A 13,912-nucleotide genomic window follows, 5' to 3' on the forward strand; every position below is an offset into this window, starting at 1 on the left:
GGAGCGGAGTCGCCGGCGGACGGGCGTCGGGGAGATGTCCTCAGCCCCGGTAGCCCCGCAGCTTCCGGTACAGCGTGGCGCGGGCGATCCCCAGGGCCGCCGCCGTGCGGGCCTTGTTGCCGCCGTGGCGACGCAGGGCCTCCAGGATGGCGGCGCGCTCGGCGTGCTCCATCGGGCTGAGCGGCCGGGGCGCGGGTCCCTCACGCACGGGGTCCGGGAGCTCGGTGCGCCGTACGGGCCCTGTCGTGCGACGGCGCTCGGCCAACGCGCGTACCAGATGGGCGAGTTCGGTGACGTTGCCCGGCCACGGGTACCGCTCCAGAGCGCGCAGCGCGTCCAGTGTCCAGGTGAGCGGGGGCTGTCCTGCGGAGGGCCGGGGAGCGAGGGCCGTGAGCAGCTCCCTGATGTCCTCCGGCCGGTCGCGCAGCGCGGGAAGGGTGACCGAGCGCGCTGCCAGGGTGTCCAGGAGCCGCTGGAGACAGGGGCCCGGCGGCGCCCCGGGAGTGTAGGTGACCAGCAGGGGGACGCCTGGATGCGAGGTGAGCAGCGAGTTGAGGGCCGCGGTGCCGGGCTGCGCGAGACGCTCGACATGGCGGATGAGGAGCGGGTGACCGTCGGTCAACGCGCCGAAGTCGACGGGAGGTTGACCTTCCGCCGCGTCCAGAATGAGGGAACCGGCCACCAGTTCGCGCGCGAGTGAGGTCTTCCCGGTGCCGCGCTCGCCGACCAGCAGCAGGGGCTCGCACGACCGGGCCAACTCCCTCGCACGGGCGACCGCGTGACGCCAGGGCACCGATCGACCGGCCAGTGCGACGTCGGCCCGCGCGGCCGGCGTCACGGCCGCCTGCCCCGCCTGCTCCAGCACGGCGACCGCGCCGACCACCGAGCCCCGACGGGAGACAGGGGTGACGGTCGCGGTACACCCCGTGCCGTCCGGGAGCCGGACGCGGTGCGAGGCCGCGGGCGCCGGACCGGCCGCCGCTTCGGGCCCGTCGGCGGGGCCGGCTGCCGGGCCCCGCAGCAGGGCAAGGGCGCTCCGCTCCAGTGCCTCCAGCCCCTCCGGCGACAGCAGCTGTCCCGCCGCCTCGCTGACGAGCCGGTTGCGTCCGTCGAGGGCGACCACCGCGCGTCCCCGCTCTCCCGCGGCCCGTAGATACGCGTCCAGCAGGACCCGTTCCGCCGCTCGTGACCGTGCGAGGAGTTCCGCCTCGACGGCCATCGCCGCGGCCTCGGCGAGCGGGGCACCCGGATGCGGTGCGCACTCGGCGCACAGCCGGGAGGTCACGGTCACCGTGCCCAGCGTCTGTCCGGTCTCCGGCGCCCGTATCGGCACGCTGACCGCCGAGAGGTCCTGCCACGAGTCGAGGAAGTGCTCGGGGCCGTGCACCTCGGCGCGGCGGCCGGTGTGCCGGGCGAGGGCGGCGCTGTTGTGGCCGACCAGGTGCTCGGAGAGGTCGGAGCGGGGGTGATCCGGCACGCATCCGGTGAACCACAGGACCCGCAGCCGCTCGTCGGTGAGCAGGAGCGCCGTCTGCCCGGTGTCCAGGGCCGCGGCGATGCGTTCGAGCACGGGCCGGGCCGCGGCCGACAGGGGGGAGCCGTCCGGCGGTGCGGAAGGCGGGCGGGCGTCGGGCGCCGGGTCCCGCACGTCGTGCCGGACACCGAAGAACCGGGCACGCTTCCAGCCGGCGACGACGTCTTCCGGTATCCCGTCCGGCAGCGGCCGCCCCTGCAGGAACAGCTCGCGAGCCCTGCGCAGTGCGGCGAGCGGAGGGCGGACGGAGGGGCGCTCTGCGGTGGTCACGGCACCGGTCACCCTACCGGGGGCCGTTGAACACGCAACCACCCGCCTCCCCGTGCGGCGCGCCCGACGCACGGTCCCCTCTTCGCGCACTGTCTCTTATTGAGACACCCGCGCTCCCGGAACCGCCTACATGATCTTGAACAGTCGGCGCCCGTTCTCATCCCTGGAGCGTTCCCCCGTGCACACCGTCGAGCCCGATGTCGTGACCGACGTACTGATCGTGGGCAGTGGCCCCGCGGGCGCCTCCGCCGCGCTCGCCCTCAGCACCTACGGCGTACCGAACATCGTCGTCACCCGCTACGCGAGCCTCGCCGACACCCCCCGGGCCCACATCACCAACCAGCGCACCATGGAGGTGCTGCGCGACCTCGGCGTGGAGCAGGAGGTCGTCGCGAAGGCCACACCCCAGCACCTGATGGGCGACACGACCTTCTGCACCAGCCTCGCCGGCGAGGAGCTCGGCAGGGTCCGCTCCTGGGGCAACGACCCGCTCGTCCAGGCCGCGCACGAACTCGCCAGCCCCACCCGCATGTGCGACATGCCCCAGCACCTCATGGAACCCGTGCTCGTCGACGCGGCGGTCGCACGCGGCACACAGCTGCGCTTCAGCACCGTCTACAAGTCCTTCGTCCAGGACGCGGACGGGGTGACGGTCACCGTCGAGGACCGGCTGCGCGGCGACGAGTACACCATCCGCGCCAAGTACCTCGTCGGCGCCGACGGCGGCCGCTCACAGGTCGCCGAGGACGCCGGGCTGCCGATGGGCGGCCAGATGGGGGTGGCCGGCAGCATCAACATCGTCTTCGACGCGGACCTGTCGAAGTACACCGCCCACCGGCCGTCCACCCTGTACTGGGTGCTCGCCCCGGGCGCCACCGTCGGCGGCATCGGCGCGGGCCTGGTGCGCTGCGTGCGGCCCTGGGACGAGTGGCTGATCGTCTGGGGGTACGACGTCACCGCGGGCGCACCCGACCTGACCACCGAGTACGCCGAGTCCGTCGTCCGCAAGCTGATCGGCGACGACGAGATCCCGGTGACCGTCAGGTCGTCCTCGGCCTGGACCGTCAACGAGATGTACGCGGAGACCTACTCCAACGGCCGCGTCTTCTGCGCCGGCGACGCCACGCACCGCCACCCGCCGTCCAACGGCCTCGGCTCCAACACCTCCATCCAGGACTCCTACAACCTGGCCTGGAAGCTCAAGCTCGTCCTCGACGGCACGGCCTCCCCGAAGCTGCTGGACTCCTACACCGCCGAGCGCGCCCCGGTCGGCAGGCAGATCGTCACCCGCGCCAACAAGTCCATCGGCGAGACCGCCCCGATCTTCGAGGCGCTCGACGGGCTCTCCCCGCAGACGCCCGAGCAGCTGTGGGCCAACATCGCCGCCCGCAAGGACGACACCGAGGCGGCCGAGAAGCAGCGGGCGAGGCTGCGCGAGGCGATCGCGTTCAAGGTGTACGAGTTCAACGCGCATGGCGTCGACCTCAACCAGCGCTACTCCGCCGAAAGCTCCACTGCGGTCGTCCCCGACGGCACCCCCGACCCCGGCTTCGACCGCGACCCCGAGCTGTACCACCAGCCCACCTCCCGCCCCGGCGCCAAGCTCCCGCACGCCTGGATCACCTCCGGCACCCGCACCCTGTCCACGCTCGACACCGTCGGACAGGGCCGCTTCACCCTGATCACCGGCATCGGCGGCGCGCACTGGCTGCGGGCGGCCGAGGCCCAGGACCTGGAGATCGCCGGCGTCGTCATCGGACCCGGTCAGCAGTACGAGGACCCGTACGGGGACTGGGCGAGGCTCAGCGAGGTGGCCGACGGGGGAGCGCTCCTCGTACGGCCGGACGGATACGTCGCCTTCCGGCACGCGACGGCGGCCGTTTCCGGCGAGGAGGCCGAGCGGTTGCTGACCGAGGCGGTGCGGCGGATCCTCGGGCATGCCTGACCGGAAGGACACCCGGACATGACCAGCGAATTCACCACTCACCTCACCGACGCCGTCGTCGACAGCCTCAAGGGTGCCTCCGACCCCCGGCTGCGTGAACTGCTCGCCTCCCTCACCCGCCATCTGCACGCCTTCGTCCGCGAGACCGGGCCGACCATGGCGGAGTGGGAGCAGGCGATCGACTTCCTGACGGCGACCGGGCAGACCTGCACCGACACCCGGCAGGAGTTCGTCCTCCTGTCGGACGTGCTCGGTGTCTCGATGCTCGTCGAGACGATCAACAGCGACGGCCGCGGGGACGTGACGGAGTCGACCGTGCTCGGCCCCTTCCACATGACCGAGTCCCCGGTCCGCGCACTCGGCGCGGACATCGACCTGGTCGGCGGCGGCGAGCCGTGCGTGGTCAGCGGGCGCGTGCTCTCCCGGGACGGAATCCCGCTGCCTGGCGCGGTCCTCGACGTCTGGCAGGCGAACGCCGAGGGCTACTACGACGTCCAGCAGCCGCAGGTCCAGCCGCCGGGCAACGGACGAGGGCTGTTCACGGCGGACGCCGAGGGCCGTTTCTGGTTCCGCACCTGCGTGCCGAGCCCGTACCCGATCCCCACGGACGGACCCGTCGGGGACCTCCTGCGGGCGACGGGCCGGCACCCCTACCGCCCGGCCCACATCCACTTCATCGCCTCGGCCGAAGGCCATGCCCCGGTCACCACGCACATCTTCGTGGCCGGCGGCGACCACCTCGACTCGGACGCCGTGTTCGCCGTCAAGGAGAGCCTCGTCCAGGACTTCACCGAGACCGACGATCCAGCCCTGGCGCGGGAGTTCGGCATCCCGAACCCCTTCCGGCACGCGCGCTTCGACCTCGTACTCGAGCCGGCCCGGTCATGAAGGGGTTCGCCTACGAGGCTCAGCCCATGCGGGTCGTCCTGCGGCCCGGCGCCGCCGTGACCGCGACCCCGGACGAGGCCCAACGACTGGGACTGCGACGGCTGTTGGTGGTCAGCGGGCCGCGGGGCGCGGGGACGGCCCGGGCCGTCGCGGAAGCGCTCGGCGACGCGTGCGCCGGGCTGCACACCGAGGCCCGCATGCACGTGCCCGCGGAGGTCGCCGACCGTGCCGTGGAGGTGGCGCGCGCCGCCGGCGCCGACGGCTGCGTGGCCGTCGGCGGCGGCTCCGCGATCGGTCTCGGCAAGGTGATCGCGCTGCGCACCGGCCTGCCGCTGGTCGCCGTGCCGTCGACGTACTCCGGCTCCGAGATGACCCCCGTCTGGGGCCTGACGGAGCACGGCGCCAAGCGCACCGGCCGCGACCCGTCGGTACTGCCCCGCAGCGTCGTCTACGACCCCGAACTCACCCTGACGCTGCCGGTGGCCCTCTCCGTGACCAGCGGCGTCAACGCCGTGGCGCACGCGGCCGAGGCCCTGTACGCGCCGGACGGCTCGCCGCTGGTGTCGCTGATGGCCGAGGAGGGCGTACGGGCCATGACGGGCGCCCTGCCCCGGGTGGCGGCCGACCCCGCGGACTCGGACGCCCGCGGCCGTGCCCTCTACGGAGCCTGGCTCTGCGGTGCCGCCCTCGGCGCGACCACCATGGGCCTGCACCACAAGCTGTGCCACGTCCTCGGCGGCACCTTCGGCCTGCCGCACGCCGAGACCCACACCGTGGTCCTGCCGTACGTCCTCGCCCACAACGCGCCCGCCGCGCCCGAGGCCATGACGGCGCTCGCCCGGGCCCTGGACACCGACGACGCCCCGCAGGCCCTCCGGGAACTCTCCGGCCGCCTCGGCGCACCCCGCTCGCTCGCCGAACTCGGCCTGACGGAAGGCGACTTGACGGTGGCGGCCCGGGCGGCGGCCGGCCAGACGTACCCCAACCCGCGGCCGGTCACCGTGCCGGGCGTCCTCGACGTCCTGAGAGCGGCGTACGCGGGCGACCGGCCGCGCACGAAGCCCTGATCGACGCAGACCGACGTGCACCGATGTGAGACGTCGAAAACCGATGAAGAACCGAAAGGTGAACACCATGCCCCTCGGACTGCTCCGGCGGCGACTCAAGGGTGCCTCCGGAGGCGCCGCGGGCCCCACGTTCCCCGTCCCGGCCGGCGCGGGTGTCGTCGTCCGTGAGGTCCTGGACCCGGTCAACCAGCCCATGGGCGCCGCCGAGGTGACCGTCACCGAACTCCGCAGCCACCAGGTCGCGGCCCGCGGCACCACGGATCCGTACGGCTTGTTCCTGGCGGTCCTGCCGCCGGGCAGCTACAGCCTGATGATCGTCGCCCAGGGGCTGGAACCGCACCGTGAGACCGTCGAAGTGGTCGCCGACTCCGGTCTGTCACCGCAGCGCGTCTGGCTGCAGCCGGGCCGGCAGGCCGAACTCCCGGTCCCCGGCACCTGGCTCTTCGACCCCCCGCACACGGCGATCCGTTTCATCGCCAAGCACGTCGGCATGGCCCATGTGCACGGCCGCTTCGAACGTTTCGAGGGCGGCATCCAGGTCATGCGGGAGGTCACCGAGTCCCGGGTCCATGTGCGTATCGACGCGTCGAGCATCAACACGGGCAACAACACCCGGGACACGCATCTGCGTTCCGCCGACTTCCTCGATGTCGACACCTATCCGTACATCGATTTCAGGAGCACCCGCTTCGCCTACCGGGGCGGCAGCAAGTGGGCACTGCTGGGCACCCTCACCATGCACGGGGTGAGCCGCTCGGTGTCGCTGGACACGACCTACCTGGGCATGGTCAACGGCGGCTACGGCGAGGAACTGCGCTGCGCCGCCCTGGCCAAGGCGGAGCTGCACCGCGAGGACTACACCCTCAACTGGCGCTCGATGCTGGCGCGCGGCATCGCGGTGGTCGGCCCGACGGTCCAGCTGGAACTGGACGTCCAGGCGATGTACCGCACGCACGACACCCCGACACCGCCGGAGTAGCGGCGGCCCTCCGCCGGTGTTCTCCCGGTGACGAACCGCTCCGGGTCCGACAGAACTCCCGTCGGGCCCGGAGCGGTTCTTCTTCGTATGGGTTCAAGAAACATTCCGTCATCGGCGCATCATGGCCGTGTAATGTACGCGCAAGTGAGTAAAGCCCGGGCGTGCGTCTTCCGCGCACAGAATCCGGCCCGCAATGTGACCTTGCTCATGTGAAATTCTCGCGCCATCAGAGCAACCATGCGCATTTGCGAGATTTGTCCCGCCCCGCTGATTCTGACTCGGTCGAGGGCGAGCCGACCGCGCCTTTCCAGCGTCCGCACTTGACGCCTAGCATCGCTGCGTCCACGGCCAGGAAAGCCACCCGCGCCTCCCCGCTGACGGCGCACCGCCCCCGCTGACGGCGCACCGCCACCGCTCGGGGGCCCGGCGCCGCCGTTCCCGCTTCGTACGTGATCGGACACACCTGCCACGCCCACCGGGCACACCATCGGACCGCCCGGAACCGGGCGTTGAGGAGAGACGTTGAGATCGCGACGCATATGGGGGACCGCCGCCGCGGTGGCCGCCTGCGTGACAGGCGTGCTGGCCTTCCAGGGACTGGACGACGACCCGGCAGGTGGCGGCGGCCGGCAGTCCGGGCCGGTCAAGGCCTCCGTTCAGGACATCGCCCTGAAGCCCGGCGCGGACGGGAACGTGACGGTCGGTCAGCGCTCCACCAAGCCGTTCAGCCTGTTGGGAGTGAGCTGGACCGACCCGACGGCCGCGGCCCCGGGCAAGGTCGAGGCGCGCACCCGTGAAGCCAGGTCCGGCAGCTGGTCGCAGTGGTTCACCATCGGGGACAACGACGCCCTCGGCGACGCCCCGGCCCAGAGCGAGCGCGGCGCCACCGAGCCCTACTGGGTCGGTCCCTCCAACGGTGTGCAGCTGCGGGTCACGACAGGCGACAAGACGTCGGCCACGCTGCCCAAGGGCCTGCGGCTCGACCTCGTGGACCCCGGCAAGGCCGCCACGGCCGACCCCGCCCCGGCCGCGTACACCGTCGACAGCGCCAGCCCTTCCCCCTCGGACAGCCCGGCGGTGACCGACACGCCCACCGACACGTCCACCGGGACCGCGACGTCCGGCGCCACGCCCACCGACACGGCGACCACGGCCACCGGCTCGGCGTCGCCGAGCGCGTCCCCGAGCGAGTCGTCCGCCGGCGCGTCCCCCTCCGCCTCGCCGAGCGGCCCGGCCTCGACGTCGCCCGCGCCGAGCGCCTCCGTCCCCAGCGGGCCGCCGTCGACCGTGCCGCAACCGCCGATCGTCTCGCGCGCCGGGTGGGGCGCCGACAGCACGGGCATCACCCCGGAGGATCCCCCGACGTACGACCAGGACGTCAAGGCCGTCTTCGTCCACCACTCGGACGGGACCAACGACTACAGCTGCGCCGACTCCGCCTCGATCGTACGTGGCATTTACATCTACCACGTCAAGAGCAACGGCTGGAACGACATCGGCTACAACTTCCTCGTCGACAAGTGCGGCACCATCTTCGAAGGCCGGGCCGGCGGTGTCGACAGGCCGGTGCTCGGCGCCCACACCTACGGCTGGAACCGGGAGTCCGCCGGCATCGCCGTGCTCGGTGAGTACACGTCCGCCGGCGCCTCCCAGGCCGCGCTGACCTCGATCGCCCGCCTCGCCGCGTGGAAGCTCGGCCAGTACGGCGCCGACCCGAGCGGCACCACCCAACTCACCTCCGGGGCGACCCAGAAGAACTACTTCGGCACGAACTACACCGTGGGCGGCAAGTACACCTTCAACCGGATCTCCGGCCACCGCGACGGCTACAACACCCAGTGCCCGGGCAGCGCGCTCTACGCCCAACTGCCCACCATCCGCAGCTGGGCCGCCGGCCCCGTCGCCGGACTGAAGCTCACCTCGATCACCGGCGCGGGCCTCTCCGGCTCGACGTACTACACCAAGGCCGGCATCACCGCGCACTGGTCCGCCACGACCCCGGCCTCGCTGATCTCGAAGTTCGAACTGCTCGTCGACGGCAAGGTGGCCGCGACCGCCCCCGGCACCGCCACCTCCGCCTCGGCCACCCTCGCCGTGGGCACCCACCAGGTCGCCGTACGCGCCGTCCACCAGTCCGGCAGGACGGCGACCAGCACCGCCGCGACCGTCGTCGCCGAGACGACCGCCCCGACCTTCACCACCGCGCCGCAACTGACCCTGCGCACCGGCACCGTCAACACCACCGCCGCCCCGGTCCGCCTCGCCTGGAAGGCCACCGACAACGCGGCCCTCCAGTACGTGAAGCTGCTCTCCCCGACCACGGCGACATACGGCCCCACGACCACCACCGCCAACCTCACCGCCAAGCCGGGGACCGCCTCCACCTGGTCGATGCGCGCCTACGACTACGCGGGCAACTACCGCGCCTCCTCGCCCGTCTACACCCCGGTCATCCTCCAGGAGACCGCCGCCGTCCGGGCCGGCAGCTGGACCACCCGCTCCTCCACCAGCTACCTCGGCGGCAAGTCCTACTCCAGCGGCTCCAAGGGAGCGAGCCTGACCTGGACGTTCACCGGCCGCTCCGCCGCCTGGGTGGTCTCCCGTGCCACCACCTCCGGCCAGGCGTACGTCTACGTCGACGGCGCCAAGGTCGCCACCGTCGACCTGCGCTCCGCCACGACGGCGTACCGCGACGCCATCTGGACCAAGTCCTGGTCCACCAGCGCCAAGCACACCGTCAAGATCGTGGTGGTCGGCACCACCGGCCGACCGACCATCACCACGGACGGCCTCGTCTACCTGAAGTGACCCGACCGCGCGACACCACCCAGGGGCCCGGATCGCCCGCGACCGGGCCCCTGGGGTGTCGGGGGTGTGCCTCAACCCCGAGGCGGACCGGCGTCGACGACCGCCATCGACAAGTCCAGCGGGTCGAAGTGGATCAGTGATTCCAGCCACCACGTCATACCGGCCTCGGCGAGTCCCGTGAGGTCCACGTCCTTGTCCTCCTGCCACGCGGGACTCGCGTTGCCGCGCACGGCGATGTCGAACGGCCGGTCGGCCGGCAGACCGGCGCGGTGCAGTTCCCGGCGGATGTCGGCGATCTCCTCCGGCGTCGGTTCGTGGTCGTCCGGGTTGGGGAAGATCCCGTCGCAGCCCGCGGCACGTCGGATCACCCGCGGGTGATGGGTGGAGCTGGCCATCCAGACCGGGATGGGGTGCGGTTCCGGTTCGGTCGCCGCGAGGCTCACCCGATAGTGCGGACCGTCGTGCCGGATGGCCTTGCCGGCCCACATGGACCGCATCAACCCGAGTCCCTCGGTGAGCATCGCCGAGCGGGTGGCCAGGTCCGCGGCTTCCCCGAAGCTGCTGAAGTCACCGGACTCGTCGACGCCCACTCCGGTGCCGACGATCAGGCGTCCGTCCGAGAGCCTGCTGACCGTGGACGCCTGCCGGGCGACCGTCCAGGGCCGGCGCCGGGCCAGCGGGGTGACCGTCGGGCCGAGCCGCAGCCTCTCGGTGGCCTGCGCGATCGCGGCCAGGGCGGTCCAGGAATCGGCGATCGGCATGGCGTCGGTGACCACGTGATCCCACAGGAACACACCGTCCCACCCGGCGGCCTCCGCTCGTACCGCCAACTCGACGAGGACACGGGGATCGCCGAACGGACCGAACGGCGGAAGGTAGACACCGAAGCGGGGGCTGTCGTTCACGGGGACCTTCTCTCGGGTCGGCTGCGGAGACAGGGGAGGAACGGGAAGTGATCCACCCCGGCCAGTCTGGCGAGCCGACCGCGGGGCCGGTGAATTGGGTCCCCGGACAGTACGGGCCGCACCGTGCGCGGGGCCTGCAGCCGGGTACCGATGGGGTCGTCGCAGCACCTCGCTCGTCGTGAAGCTGTGGGCGGATCCGGGCCTTCGCGGTTCGCGCGGTCTCCTGGACTCCCCACAACCGGGCGCCGCCACCGGACCCGCATCGGCGGCAGCCGCTTGCCGCAGCGCCCGCCCCGCCCCCCTCGGGCCGTCCTCCCGCCTGTGATACTGACGCGATGCCGCCGACACCGGAGCCACAGCCCGCGATGCCTCCGCACCCCGTGACGGCTGACGCGCCGGAGGCGATAGCGCGCCCGCTGCTCACCCAGTCCTGGCTCGACCTCACCTTCCTGCACTGGGCCGCGGACCCGGCCGACGTGGTTGGTCTGCTGCCGTCGGGAACCGTGCCGGACACCCTGGACGGTGTCACGTACGTCGGCCTGGTCGCCTTCCGGATGCACCGCGTCGGCTGGCTGCGCCTCCCGGGCGTCCCCTACTTCGGCAACTTTCCGGAGACCAACGTCCGCCTCTACTCGGTGGACGCGCACGGCCGCCGCGGCGTGGTCTTCCTGTCACTGGACGCTTCCCGCCTGGTGCCTGTCGTGGTCGGCCGGATCGGCTTCCGGATGCCCTATCTCTGGTCCCGCATGGCCATCCGCGCCGACGGCGACACCGTCACCTACATCAGCTCCCGCCGCTGGCCCGGCCCGCGCGGAGCCCGCAGCCGCATCACCGTGCGGGTGGGCGAGCGGATCGAGGAGCCCACCGGGCTGGAGCACTTCCTGACCGCACGCTGGGGCATGCACGGCGTCTTCTTCGGCCGGCCGATGTACCTGCCCAACGCCCACCCGCGCTGGCCCCTGCACCGAGCCGAACTGGTCGAGTGCGCGGAGGATCTGGTGGTGGCGGCGGGACTGCCGGAGCTGGTGGGTGAGCCGGTGAGCGTCCTGTACTCGCCGGGCGTCCCGGCCCGCTTCGGCCGTCCCGCCCGCCCGGCCGGCATTCCGACTCCCTGACCGCGACAAGCGCGTCAAGGCGGTGGGAACAGGCGGCCGGATCGATCAGGAATCGAGAAGCGCGGGTCAGGGAGCCGACCTAGCCTGATCGTCATGGACATCACGATTCACACGAGCTTCCTCCCGCACGACGACCCGGACGCCTCGCTGGCCTTCTACCGTGACGCCCTCGGCTTCGAGGTCCGCAGCGACGTCGGACAGGGCAAGATGCGCTGGATCACGGTCGGCCCCGCCGGCCAGCCCGACACCTCCATCCTCCTGGCGCCGCCGGCCGCCGACCCCGGGGTCACCGAGGACGAGCGCCGCACCATCGTCGAGATGATGGCCAAGGGCACCTACGGCTGGATCCTGCTGGCCACCCGGGACCTCGACGACACCTTCGAGAAGCTGCAGGCCGGCGACGCGGAGGTCGTCCAGGAGCCGACCGAGCAGCCGTACGGCATCCGCGACTGCGCCTTCCGCGATCCCGCGGGCAACCTGGTCCGCATCCAGGAACTTCGCTGATCCGTTCCCTCATCGATCCGGCGGCCGGCGCTTCCGGGCCGCCGTCCTCGCCGGCCCCTCGGCGGCCGCACCCTCGCAGCGGTGCGCGCGACGCCGGCCGCCGAGGCCGGGGCGGCCGTCGTCGAGAGCGAGGCGCGCACGCCGGCCGCCCACGAGGCGGTCTCCACATCCCCGCCGAGCGGGCAACCCAGGTACTCGCGTCCATCGACGAAAAGGAGTTCTCTCATGTGTCACCCCTCATGGGGGCGCGCACGCGCCGCGGCGCAGCGCCTGAGCGACCTGGCGCGGCTGCGCCGTGTCCGCGACCGGATCGACCGGGAGTACGCGCAGCCGCTGGACGTCGAGGCACTCGCCCGCGGCGTGCACATGTCGGCCGGGCACCTCAGCCGCCAGTTCCGGCTGGCCTACGGCGAGTCGCCGTACGCGTACCTGATGACACGACGCATCGAGCGCGCGACGGCGCTGCTGCGCCGCGGCGACCTCAGCGTCACCGAGGTCTGCCTGGCGGTCGGCTGCTCCTCGCTCGGCACCTTCAGCACCCGCTTCACCGAACTGGTCGGCATGCCGCCCAGCGTCTACCGGCACGAGGCGGCGCGCGCGACGGCGGGGATGCCGCCGTGTGTGGCGAAGCAGGTGACCCGGCCGGTCAGGAACCGGGAAGCGCCCGTCGCCGAGCCCCAGACAGCGTGACGGCCATGGCATCCATCGAATCCGTCACCCTCGACGCGGCCGACCCCACGGCCGCCCACCGCTTCCGCACCGCCTGGGAGGCGACGTCGCCGACGCCCACAGCCACGCCCATGGGTGAGATGTAGATCACATTTCGGGGGTGGATGTCACACTCCGGTCGCCCGGCTCCCTCTCAGTTCGGAATGCATCCGCGACGGGAGGCCCTACGATGCACCACCCCCCGCCAGACTCACCGGCAACCTCATCCGAAGGCAGCCCGCGGGACGCGGCGTCGGATCCGGTGGACCCGGTGGCGAACACCGCGACACAGGTGTTCAACGACCACCGTGAGCTGCTGTTCTCCATCGTCTACAACATGCTCGGCAGCGTCGCCGACACCGAGGACGTGCTGCAGGAGACCTGGCTGTCGTGGACGGCCAGGAACCAGGCGGCGAGCGCAGAGCGGATCGACAACCCGCGCGCCTACCTGGTGCGGATCGCGGTGAACGGGGCCCTCGCCCAGCAGGCCACCCTCAGCCGCCGTCGTGAGACCTACGTCGGGCCATGGCTGCCGGAACCGCTCGTCAGCTCGCTGACCGACACTCCCGCCCCCGACGACGCCGCTGACGCGGCGGTGCGCACCGAGTCGGTGTCGATGGCGCTGCTGGTGGTCCTGGAAACCCTCACCCCGCTGGAACGCGGGGTGTTCGTCCTGCACGAGGTGTTCGGCTACGCCCACACCGAGATCGCGGACATCCTCGGCCGCAGCCCCGCGGCGATCCGCCAGCTCGCCCATCGCGCCCGCGAGCACGTCCACGCCCGACGCCCCCGCTACGAACCCGAGCCGCACGTCCGGCAGCAGGTCACCGAACGGTTCCTGGCCGCCGCGCTCGGCGGTGACCTGGACGCCCTCCTGCGGATCCTGGCGCCGGAGGTGACCCTCTGGAGCGACGGCGGAGGCAAGGCCCGGACCGCGGCACTGCGGCCGCTCCACGGCCGGGACAAGGTCGCCCGCCTGTTCGCCGCGCTCGCCCCCGGCTCCGGCAAGGGCCTCGACGTCGCCTACCGCAGCGTCAACGGCGACCCGTCAGCGCTGCTGCTGGCCGGGGACACCCCCTACGCCGTCCTCGTCCTCGACCTCACCGCGGACGGCGACCAGGTGTGCGGGATCTACGCCGTCGCCAATCCCGACAAGCTCTCGCACGTCGTCTGAACACCGAGGAATCCA

11 protein-coding genes are annotated in these 13,912 nt (G+C 72.3%); 9 read left to right on the forward strand and 2 right to left on the reverse strand.

What is annotated here, in order from left to right; translation table 11 throughout:
* Positions 1–40: 40 nt before the first annotated feature.
* Complete coding sequence (locus ACPT94_RS20575; protein WP_425246485.1) at positions 41–1,804, reverse strand: helix-turn-helix domain-containing protein; 1,764 nt, start codon at positions 1,802–1,804, stop codon at positions 41–43.
* A gap of 178 nt (positions 1,805–1,982) precedes the next feature.
* On the opposite strand from ACPT94_RS20575, the gene ACPT94_RS20580 reads away from it, so the two are divergent.
* The 5 genes from ACPT94_RS20580 to ACPT94_RS20600 all read left to right on the forward strand — a co-directional run bounded on the left by ACPT94_RS20580 (position 1,983) and on the right by ACPT94_RS20600 (position 9,491).
* The gene (locus ACPT94_RS20580) at positions 1,983–3,749 is read left to right on the forward strand and encodes an FAD-dependent oxidoreductase (protein ID WP_425246486.1); all 1,767 of its coding nucleotides are present in this window, start codon (positions 1,983–1,985) and stop codon (positions 3,747–3,749) included.
* Between the two features lie 18 nt (positions 3,750–3,767).
* Positions 3,768–4,637, forward strand: coding sequence for an intradiol ring-cleavage dioxygenase (locus tag ACPT94_RS20585; protein WP_360337240.1), 870 nt, complete (start codon positions 3,768–3,770; stop codon positions 4,635–4,637).
* Positions 4,634–5,704: a maleylacetate reductase gene (locus ACPT94_RS20590; RefSeq protein ID WP_425246487.1), complete on the forward strand. Its 1,071-nt coding sequence runs from the start codon at positions 4,634–4,636 to the stop codon at positions 5,702–5,704. Before ACPT94_RS20585 ends, ACPT94_RS20590 begins: the two co-directional genes overlap by 4 nt.
* Positions 5,705–5,771: 67 nt before the next feature.
* On the forward strand, positions 5,772–6,683 hold the full coding sequence (locus ACPT94_RS20595; protein ID WP_360337236.1) for a YceI family protein: 912 nt from the start codon (positions 5,772–5,774) through the stop codon (positions 6,681–6,683).
* A gap of 522 nt (positions 6,684–7,205) precedes the next feature.
* Positions 7,206–9,491 (forward strand): peptidoglycan recognition protein family protein, encoded by a 2,286-nt coding sequence (locus tag ACPT94_RS20600; RefSeq protein WP_360337234.1) that lies wholly within the window; start codon positions 7,206–7,208, stop codon positions 9,489–9,491.
* 71 nt (positions 9,492–9,562) lie between these two features.
* On the opposite strand, the gene ACPT94_RS20605 is transcribed toward ACPT94_RS20600, so the two are convergent.
* A complete protein-coding gene (locus ACPT94_RS20605) occupies positions 9,563–10,396 on the reverse strand; it encodes an LLM class flavin-dependent oxidoreductase (RefSeq protein ID WP_425246488.1) in 834 nt (277 codons plus the stop codon).
* A 335-nt stretch (positions 10,397–10,731) separates the two neighbouring features.
* Here ACPT94_RS20605 and ACPT94_RS20610 point away from each other — a divergent pair, with 335 nt between their 5' ends.
* The 4 genes from ACPT94_RS20610 to sigJ all read left to right on the forward strand — a co-directional run bounded on the left by ACPT94_RS20610 (position 10,732) and on the right by sigJ (position 13,897).
* Positions 10,732–11,511, forward strand: a complete 780-nt coding sequence (locus tag ACPT94_RS20610; protein ID WP_360337230.1) for a YqjF family protein — start codon at positions 10,732–10,734, stop codon at positions 11,509–11,511.
* Between the two features lie 93 nt (positions 11,512–11,604).
* The gene (locus ACPT94_RS20615; protein ID WP_360337228.1) at positions 11,605–12,015 is read left to right on the forward strand and encodes a VOC family protein; all 411 of its coding nucleotides are present in this window, start codon (positions 11,605–11,607) and stop codon (positions 12,013–12,015) included.
* A 225-nt stretch (positions 12,016–12,240) separates the two neighbouring features.
* Positions 12,241–12,705 (forward strand): helix-turn-helix transcriptional regulator, encoded by a 465-nt coding sequence (locus ACPT94_RS20620; RefSeq protein WP_360337226.1) that lies wholly within the window; start codon positions 12,241–12,243, stop codon positions 12,703–12,705.
* A 208-nt stretch (positions 12,706–12,913) separates the two neighbouring features.
* Entirely contained in the window at positions 12,914–13,897 is a 984-nt protein-coding gene (gene sigJ / locus ACPT94_RS20625; RefSeq protein WP_425246489.1) for an RNA polymerase sigma factor SigJ, read from the forward strand.
* Positions 13,898–13,912 lie beyond the last annotated feature (15 nt).

This window comes from Streptomyces aurantiaciflavus, assembly GCF_049808595.1.
GTDB lineage: Bacteria > Actinomycetota > Actinomycetes > Streptomycetales > Streptomycetaceae > Streptomyces.

Bases quoted from the DNA above. Each gene is read 5' to 3' on its own strand.
- ACPT94_RS20585 (WP_360337240.1), top strand. From the start codon at position 3,768: ATGACCAGCGAATTCACCACTCACCTCACCGACGCCGTCGTCGACAGC.
- ACPT94_RS20595 (WP_360337236.1), top strand. From the start codon at position 5,772: ATGCCCCTCGGACTGCTCCGGCGGCGACTCAAGGGTGCCTCCGGAGGC.
- sigJ (WP_425246489.1), top strand. From the start codon at position 12,914: ATGCACCACCCCCCGCCAGACTCACCGGCAACCTCATCCGAAGGCAGC.
- ACPT94_RS20620 (WP_360337226.1), top strand. From the start codon at position 12,241: ATGTGTCACCCCTCATGGGGGCGCGCACGCGCCGCGGCGCAGCGCCTG.
- ACPT94_RS20590 (WP_425246487.1), top strand. From the start codon at position 4,634: ATGAAGGGGTTCGCCTACGAGGCTCAGCCCATGCGGGTCGTCCTGCGG.
- ACPT94_RS20610 (WP_360337230.1), top strand. From the start codon at position 10,732: ATGCCGCCGACACCGGAGCCACAGCCCGCGATGCCTCCGCACCCCGTG.
- ACPT94_RS20615 (WP_360337228.1), top strand. From the start codon at position 11,605: ATGGACATCACGATTCACACGAGCTTCCTCCCGCACGACGACCCGGAC.